A 21,425-nucleotide genomic window follows, 5' to 3' on the forward strand; every position below is an offset into this window, starting at 1 on the left:
ATGAAAACATTACTTAAGGTAAAGGACCTCTGTAAAACTTATATTGTCAATAAGCAGCAGAACAATGTGCTGCGCAACGTAAACATGAGCATTGGGGAAGGAGAGTACACCGCGGTGATGGGACCTTCAGGATCAGGAAAATCCACGCTGCTTTACACTGTAAGCGGCATGGACAGGCTCACAGCCGGAGAAATATTTTTTGACGGCAGAAGCCTGTCCGAAATGAAGGAGGAGGCCATGGCCTCTCTCAGGTTGACGGAGATGGGCTTTATCTTCCAGCAGATGTACCTTTTGAAAAATCTCTCTATCTATGAGAACATCATCTTATCTGCCTATATGGCCAACAAACGCAGCCGGTCCGAGATAAACGCCGATGCCGACGCACTTATGAACCAGCTCGGTATCATGGAGCTGGCCGACAATGATATTTCTGAAACCTCAGGCGGCCAGCTCCAGCGGGCCTGTATCTGCCGCGCGCTCATCAACCGTCCAAAGGTTCTCTTTGCCGATGAACCCACAGGGGCGTTGAATTCAAGCGCCGCTCAGGAGGTGATGAATGTGCTGGATCAGGTCAATGCCCAGGGAACCGCCCTCATGGTGGTCACCCACGATCCAGCTGTGGCTGCCCGGGCCGACCGGGTGCTTTACATAAGAGACGGGAACATCAATGGTGAATACAAGCCGGAAAAGACAGCCAACGATCCCAGAGAGCGGGAACGCGGCCTGAACCAGTGGCTTATGGACATGGGGTGGTGAAAATACGAAAAACAAAGGAGGGCGTATGGCAACGGATATTCTGCTCATTGAGGACGACAGGTCTCTGGGAGCTGTGATAAAAGACTTTTTGGAAAGAGAGGGCTACCTGGTACAGTGGTGCACCACCGGGGAGGATGGTTTAACTTTTCTTGAACGCACAGCCGTAAAGCTGGTGCTGCTGGACATTATGCTGCCAGACATTGACGGCTTTACTGTGTGTGCGAAAATCCGGAGCGCCCAGAGCCTGCCGGTAATCATCATCAGCGCCCGCAGCGGTGACGATGACCAGATTACAGGCCTTAACCTGGGCGCGGACGATTATATGGGCAAGCCCTTTTCCATCGGGCTGCTCCTGGCTAAAATAAAATCACAGCTCCGCCGCAGCTATGGGAATCAGGCGGAAAATCCTCTTTTGCGGGATAAAGACCTGGTGGTTGACACCGCATCCCGCAGCGTATACTTAAATGAAACGCCCATCAATCTGACGGTTAAGGAATATGAGCTTCTGGTACTGCTCTTGGAAAACGCCGGCAAAACATTGCAGAAGGACTGGCTTTTTGACAGGGTATGGGGTGTGGACTGCTTCAGCGAGCCCTCCACCTTAACCGTCCATATCGGCAAGCTCCGCGAAAAGATTGAAGCCGATCCCAAAAAGCCCAGGCGTATTAAAACAGTCTGGGGAGTAGGCTACCGATATGAGACGCTATAGGCTTCTGATCCTCACGCTGATTCTGGGCGGTATTGCCGCGGTTTTATTTTTAATCTCACAGACACAGCTTCATTTCGAGCAGAGCAGCCGCGAATATCTTGTTGAAATCAACCGCCTGACAAACGCTCTTTCCCTGGGCGATGACAGCGCCAGCGCGCTGCTCCCCCAGATGAAGCGGGTAAAAAACTATGACTGGCTGCCCGCTGCGGCTGATGCGCAGGAAACTTCAGCATTCTTCGCCGGTGCGGGCATGGCTGAGGACTACAAGGTCATGCCCATTTACCGCGGCGGCACTTTATCTGGCTATGCCCGGTTCGCCTACACACCGGAGCAGGACACCCTTTACCGGCTTGTAGAGACTGCCGCCCTCTCTGTGGCGCTGATCACGCTGGCCGCTGTGGGTATACTTATCTATGTGGAGCAAAAAATACTAAAGCCCTTTAACCGGGCTTCAAGGCTTCCGGAGGAGCTGGCAAAGGGAAGGCTGAGCGAAGGCCTGGAGGAGGAAAAAAGCCGGTATTTTGGCCGTTTTATCTGGGGACTTGACATGCTGCGTGAGGCTCTCAGCGATGAAAGGCAGAAGCGTCTGAGCCTTGAGCGTGACCGTAAAACCCTGGTGGCCTCCCTGTCCCACAATATCCGGACACCACTGGCCGCTATCCGCCTTTATGCAGGCGCCCTTTACACGCATCTGTACCAGACACCCGAAAAACAGGAGGCATGCGCTCACTTAATCGAGGACAAGGCTGTGCAGATCGAGGGATTAGTCGATGAGATTATTAAAAGCTCCTCGGAAGCCATCAGTGAAATCCAGATCAATAACCGGGATTTCTATATTGCCGATTTCATGCGAGAAACCAGGGAAAGCCTGGCCTCCCAGCTGGAGCAGCGTCATATTCTTTTTACGATGAGCTGTGATGAGAACCGGCTGGTATATGGAGACCCTGACCGTCTGACAGAGGTCATCGGAAACATTGTGGAAAACGCTGTAAAATACGGGGACGGCGGCGCGATACAAATCCAGTGCGCACTCGAAGAAGGGCACGAGCTTATCCGTATCCAAAACACCGGAAGGCCTGTAGGGGAAAGCGAGATGTCCAGCCTTTTTAACAGCTTCTGGAGAGGCGCCAATGCAGAGGGCCAGCCTGGGAATGGGCTGGGCCTTTATATCAGCAGATTGTATCTCAGGCAGATGGAGGGCGAGCTGTCAGCCGAGCTTCTGGAAAACGGCATGGCCTTTATACTGGTTCTCAGGATTTCGTAGAAATTAAACATTTCTTAAATTTTACAAATTAGTTACAAGAAAAACCTTTACATTTCTATGTAATCGTATTATAATATAGATAAATCAAAGATCAAGATCAACAAAAGTTGAAAATGACAGATTTGGAAGGTCATTGAAAAGTAAATAAATCCCAACGACCAAAGATTAAACTATAAAGAGCAACAGTGACTTACTCGGAAACAATAATTTATTATAAAACAGTAAGGCACGTTAATCATATATTTTGATCATAATTATTTAACACAAATTATCGTTAATGTTTCGGTTGAGTGAAGAATTGAAACGGATAATCGAAAGTCATTTAGTAGGTAACCTTAAAGAGTGTGAAGACAAATCTGAAGGACAATGAGTATTACATTTACAGCGTATAGAGTCTTAAATGTGAAAGTTGTTGAGTAAGGCGTCTCACAAAGATAAATAATAAAAGATAGACACAGGATACACTGAAAAATACGAGTAGAGGATTACAATTGAATAGGGAATAAGGTTGGGATGGTGTTTACTTAACAACAGAAGAAGATTTTGAAATTTGAAAATCAATTGAAGGGAGTGAGTCCGAAAGACATGCTAACCGAGATTGAACGCTAGAGCCGATTTGCCAGAAGTTATAAAAAGCAGATCGGTTCTAGTTATTTTTTGTGCTTTCTTTTGGACTTAAGCGCTTGTCAAAAAAATTAATTTATGGTAAGGTTATCTCTGGAATTTTTTAAATACAAAGGAGATTATCATGCGATACGAATATACAACACAGGGCGTCTGCTCACGCTCCATCAGCTTTGATGTGGAGGACGGTATCATCAGGAACCTTGAGTTTTTGGGCGGCTGCAATGGCAATGCCAAGGGCATCTCTGCTCTGGTCGAAGGCCAGAGGGTGGAGGATGTCATTTCAAAACTCAGCGGTATCACCTGCGGGTATAAAACCACATCCTGTCCGGACCAGCTGTCTAAGGCTCTAAAGGCGCTGGAACAGGCATAAACATCCGTTAAAAACAAGTAAAACTATTGTATACAATCGTATAATCAGTGCACTTTTATTCATTTGAATCCGCCATCTGCTTAAATGCTTGAATTATTATGCATAATGCTGTATAATAGGACTTGAGTTTAAAATCATTAGGAGGAGAGAAATGAAAATGAAGAAAAAACTAGTCGGCGTTTCTGTTGCGCTGATGCTCGTAGCTTCCCTGACACTGGCTGGCTGCGGCGGTAAAACAGCAGAAGATCCGCTGGCAGACGGTGTACTAAAAATCGGCACCAATGCAACCTATGTTCCCTTTGAATATCGTGATGAAAACAATGAAATGGTTGGTTTTGATATTGATATGGGAAATGCGATTGCAGAGGAACTTGGTGTTAAAGCGGAATGGGTCGATACCGGCTTCGATGGTATTTTCAATGGCTTAACCTCAAACCAGTATGAAATGATCATCGCAGGGACCAGTATCACAGAAGAACGTCAGAAAACTTTCAATATGTCTTCACCTTATACGGCCAATGGTATTGTCATTGTATCCAGAAATGACGGTACACCGGCAAAAACGGCTGATGATTTAAAAGGGAAAAAAGTAGGGGTTCAGATTGAAACCACCTCTGATTATGCCGCTGAAAAAATGATAGAAAACGGCACTGACATGAACCTCAGCAAATTTGACGCAATGCTGGATGCTTTCACCGCGCTGGAAGGAAAGACCATTGATTATATCTTAACTGATAAACCGGTTGGACAGTTCTACACCAGCAAAAAACCAGATGTTTACAGCATTACTTCTGAAACGCTGTCCAATGAGCCAATCGGTATTACCATGCGTAAGAATGACACCGAATTCGCCCAGAAAATCGAAGAAACACTTCAGAAGCTGAGAGATAACGGTAAATTAGCTGAGCTGTCTCAAAAATGGTTTGGTGAAGACATTACCGAAAACATCAATACAGAATTAAAAGATTATTAAAAAAGAGCCTTCGGGCTCTTTTTTATTTTTCAGACGTATTTCTAAAGAATTCTGAAGAAATCTGAAATTCTAAGCTTTTTCAAGAGAATTCTGGTAGAATAGAGGCAAATGATAAGGAGGAGTATATGATATGAAAGCAAAAAGAATTTTAACCCTTGCCCTTGCGGCGCTCATGGTTTTCTCATTGACAGCCTGTGTAAAAAAGAATAATACAACCCAGCCAGGCGATACAGCCGGTATGGAAGTAACAGCAGACCCATCAACCCCGGAGGGAACTGTAAAAATCGTATTTGACGCTTTTAAGGACAAAGACGCAAAAACCCTCAATGAAAATGTCGAGATAAGCCTTGGCAGCGAATTCGGCGCGCTGAGCGGCCTGACTTCGAATGACAATCAGCTGCTCACTGACGCACAGGATCCTGAATCCCAGGAACTTCTCACAAATCTGACGGAAGACTTTTCCTATAAGATTCTTGACAGCCAGACAAATGGCGGTGAAGCAACTGTTAAGGTGCAGGTTACCAACCGCGACCTCTCCCAGATTATCAATAAACTGATTGGCGAAGAACCCTCTGAAGACCGTTTTTTAAACCTGGTAAAGGAGGCCAAGGGAAAAACAACTACCACTGAGCTGGAGCTTCCAGTCGTGAATAAAAACGGAAAATGGACCGTGAATCTTGATACGAACGCAGTTAACGCAGTTTTCGGCAATATCATGAGCGCAGATATCCTCAATGCCATCAAGGACAGCCTGAAAAATCAGCAGAACTAAAAAAAGCCGGTACCCCAAAACAACAATGTGTTGATGGGGTACCGGCTTTTTTGTACCGGTCTGCCTATTGCCGCACTGGCCGGACATACTTACAAAACTGCTCTGGATTAAAATATAAATAAATAATCCGGTCCGGGGAAGTGTCAAAGCGGTAGCCAGTATCCGTAAAATCAAAATCCGCCATTGCCTTTTCAATTTTTTCCTCTACCGTACGGTTTTCCTGCTCATAGTCAAAGGGGCCGTGCTCAAAAACAAGATACTCTGCCTCAGGGACATCCATCATGAGCATTTGCGGCGGAACCTCACCTTGATAATCAATGGGAAGCCGTACTCCATAGCACTCCGTGCGGGGAAACCCCCAATCGCAGAGTCTGCCTTCCGGGTCATTGATGTACGCCATAATCTGGCCGCTGCCGCTGTTGGTCTCGCTCCCGCCAACATCATCCAATTTCCCCTTGATACTGTCGAGCAGACCGCAGATTGTTTCGCAGTCCTGTCCTGGAATTAGGCTCTGCTTCTGCCAGAAATCCCAATAGCCGTTGCTCTCATAGTTTTTAATGTGCAGAAATTTATGCGCGGGGATGGTTACAAAATAGATTTTAATATCTTCTGTGGATTTTATCATGCCAATCTCTCCAAATCCTAAAAAGTAGCGGTCAAAGGGGTTTATTTTTGTACGGAGAATGACGGGCCTGGGATTTTTCCGGTATTCGCTTGGCGTTACACCGTAGGTTTTCTTAAAAGCCCTGGTAAAAGCCTCATGGGACGAAAAACCATAATCGAAAGCAATATCCAAAAGGCTTTTTTCACTGTCCCGAACCTCCTTAAGCGCAAAAGCCAGCTTTCTGTGCCTCAGATAATCCCTGAAAGACATACCGGATATTTCTTTGAATTTCCTTGTTGTATAAAACTCAGAGTAACCCAGATGGCGGGAAAGAACCCGCAGTGTCAGGGCTTCGCCGTTATATTTTTTTATGCATTTGTCAATTTCATCAACAATGGTCTGAATCTGCTTCCGCCATTCATACATGTATCTGTCCACCTCGTTTCATCCGCTCTTTCTTTATTATAAAGAAAGCGTACATTTGCCGCTTGATTTTACTTGCGGTCATTTTGTCCTTCTGGTTTTCAGCGCTCCAGAAGGGCCGGAAGCTCCTCAAGGGTGTATATTTCATAATCAGGGTGGATATCAAGAAGATTCTTCTCCCTGCCAGGGTTGTACCAGCAGGTATCAATGCCAGCATTGATACCGCCCTGGATGTCAGAGGTTAAGGAGTCACCGACCACCAGCGCCTCGCTGGGATCATAGCCTGGAATACGGGCCGCGATATAGTCAAAAAAGTCCTTCTGGGGCTTTTGAGCGCCGGCGTCCTCAGAGACAAAGATGTCCTCCATGAGCGCATCAAGCCCTGTGGCTGAAAGACGGCTGTACTGAGTGCTTGAAACGCCGTTAGTGACAATATAAAGCCTGAAATCCTTCTTTAAAACCCTGCAGAGGTCATAGGCGCCGTCAATGAGAAAAGCGCCCTGTCCCAGGGCTGGCTGATAATCCGCCTCGAAAGCTATTCCGTCAATATCCAGTCCAAGCTCCAGAAACAAAAGCTGGAAACGGCTGGTGACCAGTGTGTCCTTGTCGATGAGCCCGTTCTCAAAATCTTTCCAGAGGCCGTGGTTAATGTCTGCGTAAAGATCCAGAATCTCCCTTGTCGGGTGAATACCATATTTTCTGAATGTCTGGTCCAGTGCCTGGGCCTCGGACTTTTTAAAATCCATCAGAGTGCCGTCGGCGTCAAAGAGAAGCGTCGTGTATTTTTTCATGTTCAGCGTGAATGTCCTTTCATAATCTGCCGCAGACGAAAATAATAAAAGAGGATCGTCCCGGCAAATAAAACTGCAAAGCCAATGATAATATAGAGTGTCACTCTGTGCTGTACCAGAACGCTGTCCGAATAAATCATGGACAGAAAGACCGCGTTAAACAGATTGACAAAGAGCAGGTCCGTAATGAGGATAATGGTGCGTGTCAGCAGGCGTATATGCTCCAGGGCGGATTGATTATAAATGTTCAGATCATCCTGTATATGCTTTGTGGCATTTATATTGGTCACCGCTGCCGGAAAAAAGCTGATAATGGTGATAATCACAAACAGGATGCCCTCAATCATGATCATGGGAACCAGCGTAAAGGCTTTTTTGCTGTAGCGGATCACCTCGCCGCCGGCATTGAATTTTGAGACCAGCCGTTCCGGAATCTGGTCCCAGCACAGAACCAGATAAATGATAAAGCCGAAAAAGCTGATCAGCGTGAGGACCAGCAGAATTTTCTGGCAGACAGTCCAGCGAACCTTATCGTCCATAGCTTCACCACTCCAGCGTCAGACCGACACCAACCTCCCGCTTAAGGGGAACTGCCTGATGGATAGCCGCTCTCACCCGGAAGGAGGTGCAGTGGCAGGGGAGGAGGTTTTCGATATGGTTGTCTTTAAAATACTGGATCGTCCGGTCAACCTGTTCACCCAGCTTAAACAAATGAAAGCCGCCGATGATACCAAGTACACGGCTGTCGCCTGTAACCCTTTTGGCGTGCTCCACAATATTACAGATCCCGGAGTGTGAGCAGCCTGTCACAATGTATATCCCTTCAGGCGTGGTATAGACTAGGGCGGAATCATCGAACAGGAAATCGGATTCGCCTTCGCTGTTTTCTGCCATTGTCGTCCCAATGGCCTTTCGCGGCTCAAAGTCTGTAAGCTGCGGAATTTCGCCTAAAAAAGTAAAATTTTGGCTGACTTTATAGGGTGCCTTCGTCAAAATCAGCTGGCTGTTTTCAAGCAGGGTCATCTCCGACAGGGTTATCCCGATGTTTTCGCCGTCAAACTGTTTTTCAGACAGTGCCTCTGGGTGAGCGATGATCTTAAGCCCCGGGTTATCAAAGTGTTCAAAATAGGCGGGAAGACCTCCAGTATGGTCGTTGTGGCCGTGAGAGAGGACGATGGTGTCAATATCGGATAAATCAATACCGAGACGCCGGGCGTTTTCGATGTAAATATCTGAATAACCCGTATCCAGAAGAAAGCGTGAGCCTTCATCCTCAATATAGTAGCACAGGCCTGGCTCTCCCAGGTAATAGTGGTCAATGCTGGTATGATTATCAACAAGTACGGTCAGTTTCATATAAAAGACTCCTTTCAGGATTCATTTAATCTTATTATAAAGAAAAGGCATTGACTTAGCAATGCCTTTAACTTAGAATACAGGAACTGAGGTTAAAAGATGTCATCCTCGGTATGGCGCGAAAAAAAATCGTTGCTGCTGTCAAAGATATCCACCTGCCTCGCAGAGATCACGCGCCGGGCAGCCGCACGCGGTCTGCGGTAATCATCTGTTCTGGTCTGTCTTGGATAACGGGTTCCCGGATTCGCTGCGCTGCGGGGGACAGCTGACCGGCCATAGCCGCGTGTTTCTCTGGCAGAACGCACCAGCAGCACCAGCGCAATAATGCCCATAACCATACTGACTGTAACGGCAAGGCCCATAAAATAATTGGTGAAATCACCGATGGCAATACTGCCAAAGCCTTTCCCATAATTAAAGAGAAACGGCGAATTTACCGCTACAAAAGCAGGCGTGGCACTCGAAAAATCGAAAGCCGCAGCTTTGAAAAAGGCCGGCAGGTTTAAAACAACGGCCAGCAGCACAAACAGACAGGCAATGTAAAGAATCTGTCCGGGAACGGCTGAGCCGCTTGTCTTTTTCAGCGATAAAAAAGACAGGATCAGGGTGATAACCGCAAAGGCTGCGTACAGAGCAAAACTCACAAGCGCAAAGGCTTGAAAGCCTGTAAAGTCAATGGACAGCGAAGTGTCAACGACCAGGGTGGAAAGGCGGATCAGAAGCGCCGTAATCCCGGTGGTCAAAAGAAATCCCCAGAAAGCCAAATGCCGTTTATTCATGGCACAGCCTGTCTAAATCCTCTATAAACGAATCCACCATGGCGTCGGTCATGGCCCAGGAGGTCACAAACCGTACGGCTGTATGCCCCTCGTCAATGGTTTCCTGATCTCTGAAGGAGGTTTTTCGCCTCAGCCCAGCGATCAGCTCATTGGGAAGAATCGGGAAAATCTGGTTGCTGGAAGAATCTACCAGAAAAGAAAAGCCCTTATCCTCAAAGGCAGACTTCAGCCGGGCTGCCAGCCTGTTGGCGTGAGCGCCAAGCTCCAGATAAAGATTATCTTTAAAAAGCTCCTCGAACTGAATACCGAGAATACGTCCCTTGGCAAAAAGGCCGCCGCGCTGCTTTAAGGTAAAATTAAAATCCTCTGCCAGTGCCGGGTTAACCAGCACTAACGCCTCGCCAAACAGAGCCCCGCATTTTGTGCCTCCGATATAAAACGCATCGCAGAGCTTCGGAAAATCTGTGAGCGCCAGATCATTGCCCGGTGCGGTGAGGGCAGACGCAAGGCGGGCGCCGTCCATATAAAGGTACAGGCTGTTCCTGTCACAGGCCTGCCGGATGGCAGATAACTCGTCCTTTGTATAAATCGTACCGATCTCGGTTGAATCCGAGAGATAGACCATTTTAGGCGCAACCATATGGTGGTCGGTATGGGCATCTACCGCGGCCTGGATGAGCTGCGGGGTCAGCTTTCCGTCCTCTGATGGCACGGCGATAATTTTATGGCCAGATGCCTCGATGGCGCCAGTCTCATGTGTACAGATATGACCGGTTTCAGCTGCAATCACAGCCTGCCACGGCTTTAACGCGTGGGCGATAAAAGCCATGTTGGTCTGGGTACCGCCAGATAAAAAATAAATGTCACAATCCGGACAGCCGACCGCCCTTTTGATTAAGACCCGCGCGTTGTCACAGTGGGGATCTTCCTCATAACCCTCGGTCTGTTCAAAATTGGTGCGGGCCAGGGCATCCATAATTCTCGGATGCGCCCCTTCACAGTAGTCACTGCTGAATAGAATCATACGCGCTCCTTTCGATTGGCCTTGCCAGTAAATTCATGGACTGTCAGTTTTAAAACGGTGGTGTGGTTCAGTACCTTCTCATCATAATCCCAGTCGTCACGACCACTGTAGTGGCGCATCAAATGACTGAGAGCAGCCTTTTTAGCCTCAGGCTCAGTCAGCCTTTCCAAAAGCCCCCATCCCACAATACTCATAAACTGAGTGGAATAATGGCAGGCTTTCGGCCCGGTCACCAGCTTTTGTCCGCAGTCCAGTTCAAATCCGGCGCGGTTATCAGCTGCCATGAGCTCAAGCTTGCGCCCCTCATCCGCGCAGTGAAAATAGAGGGTTAAGCGATTGTCCTCCAGGGTATAACCATAACTGAGCGGAACGATATAGGGCGCGCCGCCAGTATTCAACGCCAGACGGCATGTATCCGCTGTCTCCAGCGTCTGGCGCATGAGCTGTTCATCTTTAATCTCTCGGTTTGCTTTACGCATTTTGTATTTACCTTTCCTTTACAGATTCAGCAATGCAATGCTGTTGCCATTGCTTTCGATGCATTTAACGAGATCCTCATAGCTGAGGACAACTGTAGCCGTATTGTCACAGGGATGCACGCCAAGGTTCGGACAGCCCTCCAGGTCCTTATCGAGAACAACCTCCACATTGGCTTCTGGGTTTCCGAATACGCCCAGCGGGGTGACAGCCCCCTTGGTCAGCTGAAGGTGCTTCATCAGCCGCTCTTCCGAAGCAAAGCTGAGCTTTGAACAGCCCACCTGTTCACGGATTCCTGCCAGATCAGCCTTTTTATCCTTGTCGAGCACCACAAGAAAATGGCGCTTCCCCTTGGCGTCGCGCAGGAACAGGTTTTTAACTACATTACACTTAGAGGTAATGTCCAGATTATCCATCTCCCCGATGGTATAAACCGCGGGATGGTCTAATTTTTCGTAGGTAATGCCCAGGGCATCCAGCCTGCTTAAGGTTTCTTCACAATTCATTTGCTGGTCTCCTTATGTCATGGTATGATAGTCTTACTATACCATACTAAAGAACCGCCGTAAAGAATACAAAATTGCATCAGCGAAAGGAGTCGGGTAAAAATGATGGATATTGACCAGTTTGAGGCAGTGCTTGACACCATTGCCAATACGCTGCCGCCGGCTTTTTATGAAGAGCTCAACGGCGGCATTTTGCTTCTGCCAGAAGCCAAACGCCACCCAAAAGCCAGAGGGGACGACCTCTACATCATGGGCGAGTATCACCGGGACCAGATCATGGGGCGTTATATCGTCATTTATTACGGCTCTTTTGAGCGTGTGTACGGCTATCTGAGCGATGAGGCGTTAAAAAAACAGATGGAAAAAACACTCCGGCACGAATTTCGGCATCACATGGAATCCCGGGCCGGCCTGCGTGATCTTGAAATTGCGGACCGTATGCAGATGGAGGACTATGAAAACCAGAAAAAATGAGCACGGCGCAAAAGTGTGCCGTGCTCATTTTTCAGTTGCAAGGTCTCTGAAAAGGTGCTATGATGAAAAAAGAAAATCTTTTGAAAGTGAGGAATCAGAAGTGAAAAGGTTAACAGCAACAGCACTCATTTTGGCAGTCTGTCTTTGTTTTTCAGGCTGCGTCAATATTTACACCGATGGTGGAAAAGGAAAGGAGAAAGGGGAGACGCCAGCACCCGCCGCTACAGCCGAACCCACTGCCAACACCTCAAAAATTGACACCGGCTCGGCCAAGGCGTACGAGGATTATGGAACCCTGCGGGCCGCCTCAGGCGGAGAAAACATTCCGAGAACACAGGACTACCAGATCAGCGCATCTTCGACCAAGACACCCATGGCCGGGATTTCCTACGGCGCCGAAAATTTGAAGGACAACAGCCTGGACACCGCCTGGGTAGAGGGCACGTCCGGCTCCGGCGTGGGTGAGCGGCTTCTCATCACACCTGTCCACAGCATGGAGCTGAAGGGCTTTCTCGTCCGAAACGGCTACTGTAAAAGTGACAAATCCTTTGCCGAAAACGGGCGGGTACGCCTTTTGAAGGTGCACCTGTATGACGGTTCGCCCCTCTGTACCCTCCAGCTGGAAAATGACCGCGGCGCACAGTACTTTGCACTGCCCGAGGTGGTGCCCCTCCACGGTGGCGACACCCTGAGCTTTACCATTGAGGATACATACTCGGGTCCTGAGGACGGCGAATACGATACGGCCCTGTCCGAAATCGCACTCCTTGGTTTTTAATGACAATGAGATGCACATTGTTAAAGTAAAAACAGTATCAATGGACTGCATAAGTTTGATGCGCTTTACCGCTGTCCGTAGGTTAAAAAACCCACTTTTGGTAAAAATGGAAATTTCAAGAATTCGTTTTTAATCTCAAACCGGGTGTTCTTTTAATTTGCAGACAGCTTTTTTGTGCAATCCATTGGCTTTAAAACACTTCTGCTCTTTCTAACCACTTGAGCTTTTACACCCCGAGTGACGCATGGACGTAGACGTATAGGTTTAGCGTGATCCGGACTTTTCATTTCTTGTGTTTGGTACTATATTTTCTTAATTTTGTTTTTGTTGACAAAAGCAAATTAAAAAGCTATAATTTAAAAAACATACATGCGTATGTACAGGAGGTGTTTATATGCCACGTCATGATCCAGACCAAAAAACAAAACAGAATATATTGGAAACTGCTATGCGTCTTTTTGCTGAAAAGGGACTTGAAAATGTGAATGTCGAAGATGTTGTAAAGGAAGTTGGTGTAACACGGGGAGCATTTTACCATTATTTTAAATCCCGGGAAGAATTGATTGGAAGTGTTATGTACAAATCTTTCGAAGATAATAATCCATACTTGCTCGCTGATAAACAAGAGGGGCTCAGTGCCTTGGAAAAGCTTCGTTTTGTAGCCAAATTTAGTCTGCGTGCCCATATGGATATAAGCGACAGTATGAGGGCACAGATGGAGAAGTTAGCAAATAATCCTGTTGTTTTTAAGAATGAGATGATTTTCCAAATAAATGTCATGGCTCCATATATGGAAAAACTGTTGAATGAGGGAAACAAAGACGGTTCCATGAATGTGGTTTTTCCCAAACAGGCATCACAAATTATTGCGTGGCTTACTGCCTCATGGCTTACCCCTTATGCATTTGAGGTGTCTTACGAAGAATATGTCGATAAAATTTTGTTCTTTGAACAACTCTCAACATCGCTTGGTGTTCCTGTAATGGATGAGGAAATGAAAGAGATTTATTTGACAATCGGTAGAAATGAATTTAAAAAAGAATAAAACAGTTTTTTACTGCCTTTCTAAAGGCAGTAAAATTTACAGCAATAACATACATGCGCATGTATTCAAAGAGGAGGATAACCATGTCAGAAATAATAATTAAAGTATCTGGGCTGCAAAAATCCTATAAGGAAAATCATGTATTGAAAGATGTCAGTTTCACTATTGAAAAAGGTAGTATCTTTGCCCTGCTCGGCTCAAATGGTGCAGGAAAAACGACAGTTATCAAAATTCTCTCCACACTCTTGAAAGCAGACAGTGGCAGTGCCGTTATTAATGGGTTTGATGTTGCAACAAACAGTGGCAATGTCCGTGAGTGTATCAGCCTGACAGGGCAATTTGTAGCGGTAGATGAAGTTTTGACAGGCAGAGAAAACCTGATGCTTATTGGACAACTGAAACGTCTGCCAAACCTCAAAAACACTGTAAACGAGTGGCTGTCTTTTTCGAGATTAGAGGATGCGGCCAACAAAAAAGTGTCTACCTATTCGGGAGGTATGCGACGCAGGCTTGATATAACAATGAGCCTTATGGGAAACCCTGAGGTCCTTTTTCTTGACGAGCCTACAACAGGACTTGACCCGCAAAACCGTATTGCCATGTGGGACTTGGTAAAAGATCTGGCAAAGGCAGGGACAACTGTGTTTCTCACAACACAATATTTAGAAGAAGCTGAATATCTCGCTGATACTATTGCCATTTTGCATGAAGGCAAAATCATTGCAGAGGGTACGACAAAGTATCTGAAAGAAATAATGCCTGAAAGAGGGATACGGCTTATTTTTGACAGTGAGATAAAAGCCAATACAGCGATAAAACTTTTAACCGAAAATGGAATTTCTGCGGACAGTATAGAACAAAACTTCCCCTCATTAGAAGATGTATTTTTAACACTGATTGATGAAAAAAAGGAGAGAAATCAATATGAAAAAATCCAATAAAAATATGCTTCTCGATACATGGGTGATGTTTAAACGCTGTTTGATTATATCTTTACGAAATCCTGAAACACTCCTGACAGCAACACTAATACCATTTTGCTTAATTCTTTTATTTGGTACGGTATTTGGCGGCATATCTAATGTAGGGGATTATAATTACATTGATTTTATTGTTCCGGGAATTATTTTTCAAAGTATCGCTCAGGCATCTCAATATTCGGCTATGAATGTTACAGCGGACATGACAAAAGGTATCATAAACCGTTTTCGCTGTATGTCTATTTCAAAATCTGCTGTGTTGATTGGTCATACAGGTGCCGGAGTGATACGAGGTATCATTTCAAACGCCGTCATTGTCGTAACGGCTCCCATTCTTGGCTTTAGACCACAAGCAGGGCTTGTAGATTGGATTTGGGTGATAGCACTTCTTTTGCTAATAAATATTACATTTACACTAATCGCTGTACTCTGCGGGACGATTTCAAAGTCAGTAGAGGGAGCAACTGGACTATTGTTTCCTCTCTTTATTCTGCCTTTTTTGAGTTCAGGATTTGCTCCCGTTGACACTATGCCAAACGGTATTGGTTGGTTTTCTTCAATACAACCCATGACACCGATGATTGATAGTTTGAGAGCCTTGACACTTGATTTGCCTTTGGGGAATAGTTTATGGTTGGCACTCGCATGGTGCATAGTTTTAAGTATTGCGAGCTTTGCTGTGTCAATGCGGACATACAATCGCAAATAAGCATAAAAGCGCTTTTTTGAAAACAACCAATTGCTGTGGAAAAAGACGGCTCATTAAGCAGACAATTTTATTAAATTTGTCTGCACTCTGGGCACGGCACATTTTTGCGCCGTGCCCATTTTACATTTCACCCCTGTATAAAGCCTCAGCCTCTGGAAACTTTTCTGTCAGCAGCCGGTCGGCTTCTTTCAGCCGGGCAAGATAAGCCCGATACTCAGGGCTGAGCCGCTCCATATTATGGATAAAAACCTCAGTATAGCCGCTTTCATTCTGAAACTCACGCAGTCTGCGCTCAAGCCGGGCAGCCGGTGTTTTTTGAAAGGCGTCGGATTTTTTGTATTTAAGGTAAGCGGTGATGGCCTCACCATTTTCCGCCATATAAGTGTCGATGTCCTGACAGACGGTATCCAGAGCCTGGCGGGTTTCTTCTGCCATTGATTCAGGATCCATGTCACTTGTTATCTCCTCCAGAAGGCTGGATAGCTCAGAATCCAGATAGAGCTCGATGCTGTCCAGATACTCCAGTATAGCTCTGTAGGCTGCTTTCTTTTCGTCAGACGGCAGCATCGGCAGGCCTCTTTAATTTGCATATACATTCCTCCTGTTACTGGATCAGGTCTTTTCTCTATTGTAAGGCCACCCCCTGGGGGACAGTCAAGAAAAATATCATAGTGGCTTTAACATCAAAAACCCCAGGCACACAGTTTAAATACTGTGTGCCTGGGGTTTATTTTATGCCTTTTGGAATAAGCTTCGGTTAACGGCGATGGCGCGGCGGACTGTGCTCTCTGCCGGGCCTCCGACAATGTCGCGCTGGTTAACACAGGTCTGCAGGTCGATGGCTTCGTAAATGCTCTCGTCAAAAACCGGGTCGACAGCATTGTATTCTTCCAATGTCAGCTCATCCAGGCTTTTGCCCTTTTCCAGTGCGTAGAAAACCAGCTTTCCGATAATGGCGTGGGCATCGCGGAAGGCTACGCCGTGCTTGACAAGCCAGTCGGCAGCGTCAGTCGCGTTGGAGAAGCCGCCTGCGGCCGACTTGCGCATCACCTCACCGTTGACCGTCATGGTGCCGATCATCTTCTCAAAGGTAATGGCGCATATTTTAGCCGTGTCATAGGCGTCAAAGACAGGTTCCTTATCCTCCTGCATATCCTTATTGTATGCCAGGGGAATGCCCTTCATGGTTGTTAAAAAGCCCAGCAGGTCGCCATAGGTTCGGCCGGCCTTCCCACGGACAAGCTCTGCAATATCCGGGTTTTTCTTCTGGGGCATGATGCTGGAGCCGGTGGAGAAGGCATCATCGAGTGTGATGAAGTTAAATTCTGAGGAGCACCATAAAATAATTTCTTCAGAAAAACGGCTCAGATGCATCATGAAAACAGACACAGCCTCCAGAAAGTCGATACAGAAATCCCGGTCAGACACACCGTCAAGGCTGTTCATGGACACATTTTTAAAGCCCAGCTCGCTGGCGACATAGTAGCGGTCCAGCGGGTAGGTGGTGGTGGCCAGAGCGCCGGAGCCGAGGGGAAGCGTATCCGCCATGTCGTAGACCTGATCGAGCCGCTTCATATCCCGTCTGAACATTTCAACATAAGCCATCAGGTGGTGGGCGAAGGTGATGGGCTGGGCCCGCTGCAGATGCGTGTAGCCCGGCATAATGGTTTTGGTATGTTTGCTGGCCATATCCAGCAGTGTAAGGCCAAGAGCTCTTATCAAATCCTTGAGCTCCATGGAAATGTCCTTAACGTAAAGACGCATATCGGTGGCAACCTGATCGTTGCGGCTGCGGCCAGTATGCAGTTTCTTTCCGGTTTCACCGATGCGCTCGGTGAGGATGGATTCAATATTCATATGGATATCTTCCATATCAATGGAAAACTCAATTTTTCCGGCCTCAATATCCTCTAAAATTTCACCCAGGGTTTTGACAATTAATTCAGACTCGGAAACAGAGATAATTCCCTGTTTCCCGAGCATTTTTGCGTGGGCAATGCTGCCCTTGATATCTTGTTTGTATAAACGCTGGTCGAAGGAAATAGAGGAATTGAAATCGTCTGTTAACGCATCCGTTCCTTTATTAAATCGACCGCCCCACATTTTACTCATTATTTGTTTTCCTTTTCTGCTTCTTTTTCCTTTTCTTCATGGCTCATGCGCATAAGAGCACGGACCTTAAGCGGCAGACCAAACAGGTGGATAAAACCCTCGGCATCCTTGTGGTCGTATAAATCCCCGGTGGTAAAGCTTGCAATCTCTGCGTTGTACAGGGAGTAGGGGGAGGAGACAGAGGTCAAAATGCAGTTACCCTTATACAGCTTCAATTTCACAACACCAGTGACCGTTTTCTGTGTTTCATCCACAAAAGCGGATAATGCTTCACGCAGCGGGTTAAACCACTGGCCATTGTAGGTGATTTCCGCAAATTTTACAGCAGCCTGCTGCTTAAAGGCAAAGGTTTCACGATCCAGACACATGTGCTCCAGCTCTTCATGGGCACGGTACAGGATGGTGCCGCCCGGTGTTTCATAGATACCGCGGGATTTCATACCAACCACACGGTTCTCGATAAGGTCGACCACGCCGATGGCGTTGCGGCCGCCGATTTCATTGCAGGTTTCAAGAATTTTGCGCGGGCTCATGGCTTCACCGTTGATCTTGATAGGTTCGCCATTTAAAAATTCGATTTCGATTTCTTCCGGAGTGTCCGGCGCTTCTTCCAGTGTTTTGGTTAATTTTAACAGATGGTCATATTTCGGTTCCAGTGAAGGATCTTCAAGTTCCAGGCCTTCGTGGCTGATGTGAAGCAGATTGCGGTCACGGCTGTAGCTCTGGTCATGGCTCATGCTGACTTTGATGTCATGTTCAATGCAGAAATCCATGCAGTCCTCGCGGGACTGTAAATCCCAGATACGCCACGGTGCGATAATTTTAAGCTGCGGGTCTAAAGCGCCGATCCCGAGTTCAAAACGAACCTGGTCGTTCCCTTTACCGGTAGCGCCGTGGCAGATGGCTTCCGCGCCTTCCTTGTGGGCGATATCCACTAATACCTTGGCGATCAGCGGACGGGCGAGGGAAGTCCCCAGCAGGTATTTCTTCTCATAGACGGCGTCAGCCTTGAGTGCCGGCCAGCAGTACTCTTCAACAAATTCATCGGTAACATCTTCTATATATAATTTGCTGGCGCCGGAGGATAAAGCCCGTTCTTCCAGACCTTCGGTTTCCTTACCCTGTCCAACATCGACGCATACGCAGATAACTTCATAATCATAGGTTTCCTTTAACCACGGAATGATGGTTGTGGTATCCAACCCGCCTGAATAGGCTAAAATAACTTTTTTTGCACTCATAACACTGTGCCTCCTCTTAATTGTTTTCATTTGATTTATTCTCGTGTTGCACTTACAATCTGTGAATGATTATACAATACCAAAACCGAAATTGCAAGGAATATTTGAAAAAATATGCGTAAATTATTTATAAATATTCATAAAAAGTGCTTGAATATTCAAATGATTAGGGGTATAATTACAAAATAGTTTTCATAAAAGCTATTTTATAAATGAATCATTAACAATTAATAATTAAGTATTCCGGCTTAAAATGAAACGGTCAGCATTAATTGTTCATTATTAATGATTTATCGAAAATTTATTGTACCATTTGTACAATAAAAAATAAACCTAAAATTGGAGAGATTTTATGATTAAAGCATCAGTTATCGGCGGAACCGGCTATGCCGGACAGGAATTACTCAGAATACTTTACAGACACCCGGAGGTGGAAGTCGTATCCGTTGGCTCAAGGAGCTTTGCGGGGCAGCCTTTAAAAGATATCTATCGAAACTATGAAAATGTAACAGATGCCCTGTGTGAAACAGCGGATATGGACGAATTGGTCGAAAAATCGGACGTGATTTTTATGGCGCTGCCTCACGGTATTGCCTCAAAGCAGGTGACCGAAGATGTCCTCAAAAAAACAAAGATCATTGATCTCGGCGCAGACTTCCGTCTCAAAGACGTGGATATTTATGAAGAATGGTATAAAGTCAACCATTATAATAAAGCGCTGCTGAAGGAAGCCGTCTATGGCCTGTGTGAGCTGCACCGCGAGGACATCCGGGGCGCGCGTCTGTTATCCAATCCGGGCTGCTACACCACCTGCAGCATTCTGAGCCTGGCACCGCTGCTTAAAAACCATCTGGTTGATCCGCAGAGTATTATCATCGATGCAAAGTCTGGTGTCACCGGAGCAGGGAGAAGCAGTGACACTGCATTCTCCTATTGTGAAGTCAATGAATCCATCAAGGCCTACAAGGTGGGATCACACCGCCACACGCCGGAAATTGAGCAGGAGCTGGGATTGCTTTCAGGCACGAACCTGAAGCTGCTTTTCACACCACACCTCACACCCATGAACCGCGGGATTCTGGCGCTCTGCTACGCGAACCTGGTTACCGATATGGATGAGGAAGGCCTGCGACAGGTTTACCGTGACTTTTACAAAGATGAATATTTTGTACGTCTGACAGAAGATAAGCTCCCGGAAACCAAATGGGTAAAAGGCTCAAATTACTGTGATATCGGCCTGAAGGTTGACAGGCGCACAGGCCGCGTGATCATCGTCGGCGCCATTGATAATCTGGTAAAAGGCGCGGCAGGACAGGCTGTTCAAAATATGAACCTTATGTTTGGTTTTGATGAAAAAACAGGAATTGACTTTATTACAGATTTTCCGGTTTAATTGTGAAAGGAACACGATATGAAAATAATTGATGGCGGCGTTTTAGCCGCAAAAGGCTTTAAAGCCGCTGGTATTGCCGCCGGTATAAAGGATAACGGAAATAAGGATATGGCGCTTCTGTTTGCGGATAAGCCCGCTGCAACAGCCATCATGACCACTTCCAACATGGTTCAGGCAGCGCCAGTTCAATGGGATAAGGCAGTGATGATCGAGTCCCCCTATAAGCGCGCGGTCGTGGTCAACAGCGGAAACGCAAATGCCTGCACTGGGGAAACCGGTATGCGCCATGTGGAGCAGACCGCCGGTGCTGCGGCCGAGCTTCTCGGCGTAAGCACACAGGAGGTACTGGTATCCTCCACTGGCGTCATCGGCGTGGTGATGCCCATTGACAAAATTTTAAAGGGTGTACAGACCCTGGTAGATCAGCTCGGGGATGATGCGCAGCATGCGGATGACGCGGCCCACGGCATTATCACCACAGACCTGACCACCAAATCCATTGCGGTGGAGATCGAGCTGGATGGAAAAACGGTTCATATCGGCGGGATGGCCAAAGGCTCAGGGATGATCTGCCCAAACATGGCCACCATGCTTTCCTACGTCACAACCGACGCCGCCATTGAACCGGAATGTCTGCAGAAGCTGCTCGCTAAAATCACCCAGGATACTTACAATATGATGTCTGTAGATGGCGACATGAGCACAAACGACACGGTTGTAGTGATGGCAAGCGGTGAGGCAGGAAACAAAGAAATCACACTTAATGACGTGACCTCACAGGATTTCGCCGTATTCAGTGAGGCTCTTTATTATGTCAATGAGCACCTCGCAAAATCCATCATCCGCGACGGGGAAGGGGCAACCAAATTTGTCGAGGTAACTGTCTCTGGAGCAGAGACAGATAAAGATGCCCGCATTCTGGCGAAAGCCGTTATTAAATCCAGTCTGGTAAAGACCGCTCTCTTTGGAGAGGACGCTAACTGGGGCCGCGTTCTTTCGTCACTCGGAGCGTCCGGGGTCGTTTTCGACCCGCTTAAGGTCACCCTGGTATTTTTCAGCAGCGCTGGGATGATCACACTCCTGAACGAAGGGGTACCCATCGCTTTTGATGAGGATATGGCTAAAAAAGTGCTGTCTGAAAAAGAAATCTCCATCATGGTAACCCTCAAAGAGGGCGAGGACAAAGCAACGGCCTGGGGCTGCGATTTATCCTACGATTATGTTAAAATCAACGGCGATTACCGCTCTTAATTCACATACAA

General features: G+C 46.8%; 24 protein-coding genes. 13 read left to right on the plus strand and 11 right to left on the minus strand.

Annotation, left to right across the window (positions count from 1 at the left end; genetic code table 11):
* The 6 genes from FYJ53_RS17490 to FYJ53_RS17515 all read left to right on the plus strand — a co-directional run bounded on the left by FYJ53_RS17490 (position 1) and on the right by FYJ53_RS17515 (position 5,471).
* Positions 1 to 756, plus strand: coding sequence for an ABC transporter ATP-binding protein (locus tag FYJ53_RS17490; RefSeq protein ID WP_154557538.1), 756 nt, complete (start codon positions 1 to 3; stop codon positions 754 to 756).
* Positions 757 to 781: 25 nt separating this feature from the next.
* Positions 782 to 1,465 carry a response regulator transcription factor gene (locus FYJ53_RS17495; RefSeq protein WP_090412403.1) on the plus strand — a complete coding sequence of 228 codons (684 nt, stop codon included), beginning with the start codon at positions 782 to 784 and terminating at the stop codon, positions 1,463 to 1,465.
* The gene (locus FYJ53_RS17500) at positions 1,452 to 2,729 is read left to right on the plus strand and encodes a sensor histidine kinase KdpD (protein ID WP_154557539.1); all 1,278 of its coding nucleotides are present in this window, start codon (positions 1,452 to 1,454) and stop codon (positions 2,727 to 2,729) included. The genes FYJ53_RS17495 and FYJ53_RS17500 overlap by 14 nt, the downstream gene beginning before the upstream one ends.
* Positions 2,730 to 3,477: 748 nt before the next feature.
* On the plus strand, positions 3,478 to 3,726 hold the full coding sequence (locus tag FYJ53_RS17505; protein WP_013380463.1) for a TIGR03905 family TSCPD domain-containing protein: 249 nt from the start codon (positions 3,478 to 3,480) through the stop codon (positions 3,724 to 3,726).
* A gap of 151 nt (positions 3,727 to 3,877) precedes the next feature.
* On the plus strand, positions 3,878 to 4,699 hold the full coding sequence (locus FYJ53_RS17510) for a basic amino acid ABC transporter substrate-binding protein (RefSeq protein ID WP_038351670.1): 822 nt from the start codon (positions 3,878 to 3,880) through the stop codon (positions 4,697 to 4,699).
* Positions 4,700 to 4,829: 130 nt separating this feature from the next.
* Positions 4,830 to 5,471, plus strand: a complete 642-nt coding sequence (locus tag FYJ53_RS17515) for a hypothetical protein (RefSeq protein WP_148428919.1) — start codon at positions 4,830 to 4,832, stop codon at positions 5,469 to 5,471.
* Positions 5,472 to 5,535: 64 nt separating this feature from the next.
* Here the strand turns inward: FYJ53_RS17515 and FYJ53_RS17520 are convergent, their stop codons facing one another.
* From FYJ53_RS17520 to FYJ53_RS17555, 8 genes are all read right to left on the minus strand, one after another.
* Complete coding sequence (locus FYJ53_RS17520; RefSeq protein WP_013380466.1) at positions 5,536 to 6,501, minus strand: helix-turn-helix transcriptional regulator; 966 nt, start codon at positions 6,499 to 6,501, stop codon at positions 5,536 to 5,538.
* Between the two features lie 98 nt (positions 6,502 to 6,599).
* A complete protein-coding gene (locus tag FYJ53_RS17525) occupies positions 6,600 to 7,289 on the minus strand; it encodes a YjjG family noncanonical pyrimidine nucleotidase (protein WP_148428921.1) in 690 nt (229 codons plus the stop codon).
* 2 nt (positions 7,290 to 7,291) lie between these two features.
* Positions 7,292 to 7,828: a DUF1648 domain-containing protein gene (locus FYJ53_RS17530; RefSeq protein WP_013380468.1), complete on the minus strand. Its 537-nt coding sequence runs from the start codon at positions 7,826 to 7,828 to the stop codon at positions 7,292 to 7,294.
* 4 nt (positions 7,829 to 7,832) lie between these two features.
* Complete coding sequence (locus FYJ53_RS17535) at positions 7,833 to 8,645, minus strand: MBL fold metallo-hydrolase (protein WP_090412414.1); 813 nt, start codon at positions 8,643 to 8,645, stop codon at positions 7,833 to 7,835.
* Between the two features lie 92 nt (positions 8,646 to 8,737).
* Positions 8,738 to 9,424, minus strand: a complete 687-nt coding sequence (locus FYJ53_RS17540; RefSeq protein WP_090412416.1) for a hypothetical protein — start codon at positions 9,422 to 9,424, stop codon at positions 8,738 to 8,740.
* Positions 9,417 to 10,448 (minus strand): low specificity L-threonine aldolase, encoded by a 1,032-nt coding sequence (locus tag FYJ53_RS17545; RefSeq protein WP_154557540.1) that lies wholly within the window; start codon positions 10,446 to 10,448, stop codon positions 9,417 to 9,419. The genes FYJ53_RS17540 and FYJ53_RS17545 overlap by 8 nt, the downstream gene beginning before the upstream one ends.
* Positions 10,445 to 10,927, minus strand: a complete 483-nt coding sequence (locus tag FYJ53_RS17550) for a pyridoxamine 5'-phosphate oxidase family protein (RefSeq protein WP_013380472.1) — start codon at positions 10,925 to 10,927, stop codon at positions 10,445 to 10,447. The genes FYJ53_RS17545 and FYJ53_RS17550 overlap by 4 nt, the downstream gene beginning before the upstream one ends.
* A gap of 18 nt (positions 10,928 to 10,945) precedes the next feature.
* On the minus strand, positions 10,946 to 11,431 hold the full coding sequence (locus tag FYJ53_RS17555) for a prolyl-tRNA synthetase associated domain-containing protein (protein WP_154557541.1): 486 nt from the start codon (positions 11,429 to 11,431) through the stop codon (positions 10,946 to 10,948).
* A 102-nt stretch (positions 11,432 to 11,533) separates the two neighbouring features.
* On the opposite strand from FYJ53_RS17555, the gene FYJ53_RS17560 reads away from it, so the two are divergent.
* The 5 genes from FYJ53_RS17560 to FYJ53_RS17580 all read left to right on the plus strand — a co-directional run bounded on the left by FYJ53_RS17560 (position 11,534) and on the right by FYJ53_RS17580 (position 15,417).
* Complete coding sequence (locus FYJ53_RS17560; protein WP_013380474.1) at positions 11,534 to 11,905, plus strand: metallopeptidase family protein; 372 nt, start codon at positions 11,534 to 11,536, stop codon at positions 11,903 to 11,905.
* A 100-nt stretch (positions 11,906 to 12,005) separates the two neighbouring features.
* Complete coding sequence (locus FYJ53_RS17565) at positions 12,006 to 12,683, plus strand: hypothetical protein (protein WP_154557542.1); 678 nt, start codon at positions 12,006 to 12,008, stop codon at positions 12,681 to 12,683.
* Positions 12,684 to 13,077: 394 nt separating this feature from the next.
* Positions 13,078 to 13,728: a TetR/AcrR family transcriptional regulator gene (locus tag FYJ53_RS17570; protein ID WP_090412422.1), complete on the plus strand. Its 651-nt coding sequence runs from the start codon at positions 13,078 to 13,080 to the stop codon at positions 13,726 to 13,728.
* Between the two features lie 83 nt (positions 13,729 to 13,811).
* A complete protein-coding gene (locus tag FYJ53_RS17575; RefSeq protein ID WP_154557543.1) occupies positions 13,812 to 14,669 on the plus strand; it encodes an ABC transporter ATP-binding protein in 858 nt (285 codons plus the stop codon).
* Positions 14,653 to 15,417, plus strand: coding sequence for an ABC transporter permease (locus tag FYJ53_RS17580; RefSeq protein ID WP_013380478.1), 765 nt, complete (start codon positions 14,653 to 14,655; stop codon positions 15,415 to 15,417). The genes FYJ53_RS17575 and FYJ53_RS17580 overlap by 17 nt, the downstream gene beginning before the upstream one ends.
* 120 nt (positions 15,418 to 15,537) lie before the next feature.
* Here FYJ53_RS17580 and FYJ53_RS17585 read toward each other — a convergent pair whose 3' ends face one another.
* From FYJ53_RS17585 to FYJ53_RS17595, 3 genes are all read right to left on the minus strand, one after another.
* Positions 15,538 to 15,984: a hypothetical protein gene (locus tag FYJ53_RS17585; protein ID WP_154557544.1), complete on the minus strand. Its 447-nt coding sequence runs from the start codon at positions 15,982 to 15,984 to the stop codon at positions 15,538 to 15,540.
* 165 nt (positions 15,985 to 16,149) lie between these two features.
* The gene (gene argH, locus FYJ53_RS17590; protein WP_090412426.1) at positions 16,150 to 17,529 is read right to left on the minus strand and encodes an argininosuccinate lyase; all 1,380 of its coding nucleotides are present in this window, start codon (positions 17,527 to 17,529) and stop codon (positions 16,150 to 16,152) included.
* Complete coding sequence (locus FYJ53_RS17595) at positions 17,529 to 18,770, minus strand: argininosuccinate synthase (RefSeq protein ID WP_013380482.1); 1,242 nt, start codon at positions 18,768 to 18,770, stop codon at positions 17,529 to 17,531. Before FYJ53_RS17595 ends, argH begins: the two co-directional genes overlap by 1 nt.
* Positions 18,771 to 19,122: 352 nt before the next feature.
* Here FYJ53_RS17595 and argC point away from each other — a divergent pair, with 352 nt between their 5' ends.
* Together argC and argJ are read left to right on the plus strand one after the other, a co-directional pair.
* Entirely contained in the window at positions 19,123 to 20,163 is a 1,041-nt protein-coding gene (gene argC, locus FYJ53_RS17600) for an N-acetyl-gamma-glutamyl-phosphate reductase (RefSeq protein ID WP_013380483.1), read from the plus strand.
* Between the two features lie 18 nt (positions 20,164 to 20,181).
* Positions 20,182 to 21,414: a bifunctional glutamate N-acetyltransferase/amino-acid acetyltransferase ArgJ gene (argJ, locus tag FYJ53_RS17605; RefSeq protein ID WP_154557545.1), complete on the plus strand. Its 1,233-nt coding sequence runs from the start codon at positions 20,182 to 20,184 to the stop codon at positions 21,412 to 21,414.
* Positions 21,415 to 21,425 lie beyond the last annotated feature (11 nt).

The sequence above is a fragment of the Eubacterium sp. BL-380-WT-2B genome (assembly GCF_009696115.1).
Classification (GTDB): Bacteria; Bacillota; Clostridia; order Eubacteriales; family Eubacteriaceae; genus Eubacterium; species Eubacterium callanderi.

Coding starts and splice junctions, on each gene's coding strand:
- FYJ53_RS17525 (WP_148428921.1), bottom strand. CDS start 7,289: ATGAAAAAATACACGACGCTTCTCTTTGACGCCGACGGCACTCTGATG.
- argC (WP_013380483.1), top strand. CDS start 19,123: ATGATTAAAGCATCAGTTATCGGCGGAACCGGCTATGCCGGACAGGAA.
- FYJ53_RS17550 (WP_013380472.1), bottom strand. CDS start 10,927: ATGCGTAAAGCAAACCGAGAGATTAAAGATGAACAGCTCATGCGCCAG.
- FYJ53_RS17505 (WP_013380463.1), top strand. CDS start 3,478: ATGCGATACGAATATACAACACAGGGCGTCTGCTCACGCTCCATCAGC.
- FYJ53_RS17545 (WP_154557540.1), bottom strand. CDS start 10,448: ATGATTCTATTCAGCAGTGACTACTGTGAAGGGGCGCATCCGAGAATT.
- FYJ53_RS17490 (WP_154557538.1), top strand. CDS start 1: ATGAAAACATTACTTAAGGTAAAGGACCTCTGTAAAACTTATATTGTC.
- FYJ53_RS17510 (WP_038351670.1), top strand. CDS start 3,878: ATGAAAATGAAGAAAAAACTAGTCGGCGTTTCTGTTGCGCTGATGCTC.
- FYJ53_RS17580 (WP_013380478.1), top strand. CDS start 14,653: ATGAAAAAATCCAATAAAAATATGCTTCTCGATACATGGGTGATGTTT.
- FYJ53_RS17555 (WP_154557541.1), bottom strand. CDS start 11,431: ATGAATTGTGAAGAAACCTTAAGCAGGCTGGATGCCCTGGGCATTACC.
- argJ (WP_154557545.1), top strand. CDS start 20,182: ATGAAAATAATTGATGGCGGCGTTTTAGCCGCAAAAGGCTTTAAAGCC.
- argH (WP_090412426.1), bottom strand. CDS start 17,529: ATGAGTAAAATGTGGGGCGGTCGATTTAATAAAGGAACGGATGCGTTA.
- FYJ53_RS17530 (WP_013380468.1), bottom strand. CDS start 7,828: ATGGACGATAAGGTTCGCTGGACTGTCTGCCAGAAAATTCTGCTGGTC.
- FYJ53_RS17540 (WP_090412416.1), bottom strand. CDS start 9,424: ATGAATAAACGGCATTTGGCTTTCTGGGGATTTCTTTTGACCACCGGG.
- FYJ53_RS17515 (WP_148428919.1), top strand. CDS start 4,830: ATGAAAGCAAAAAGAATTTTAACCCTTGCCCTTGCGGCGCTCATGGTT.
- FYJ53_RS17575 (WP_154557543.1), top strand. CDS start 13,812: ATGTCAGAAATAATAATTAAAGTATCTGGGCTGCAAAAATCCTATAAG.
- FYJ53_RS17595 (WP_013380482.1), bottom strand. CDS start 18,770: ATGAGTGCAAAAAAAGTTATTTTAGCCTATTCAGGCGGGTTGGATACC.
- FYJ53_RS17495 (WP_090412403.1), top strand. CDS start 782: ATGGCAACGGATATTCTGCTCATTGAGGACGACAGGTCTCTGGGAGCT.
- FYJ53_RS17570 (WP_090412422.1), top strand. CDS start 13,078: ATGCCACGTCATGATCCAGACCAAAAAACAAAACAGAATATATTGGAA.
- FYJ53_RS17535 (WP_090412414.1), bottom strand. CDS start 8,645: ATGAAACTGACCGTACTTGTTGATAATCATACCAGCATTGACCACTAT.
- FYJ53_RS17520 (WP_013380466.1), bottom strand. CDS start 6,501: ATGTATGAATGGCGGAAGCAGATTCAGACCATTGTTGATGAAATTGAC.
- FYJ53_RS17500 (WP_154557539.1), top strand. CDS start 1,452: ATGAGACGCTATAGGCTTCTGATCCTCACGCTGATTCTGGGCGGTATT.
- FYJ53_RS17560 (WP_013380474.1), top strand. CDS start 11,534: ATGATGGATATTGACCAGTTTGAGGCAGTGCTTGACACCATTGCCAAT.
- FYJ53_RS17585 (WP_154557544.1), bottom strand. CDS start 15,984: ATGCTGCCGTCTGACGAAAAGAAAGCAGCCTACAGAGCTATACTGGAG.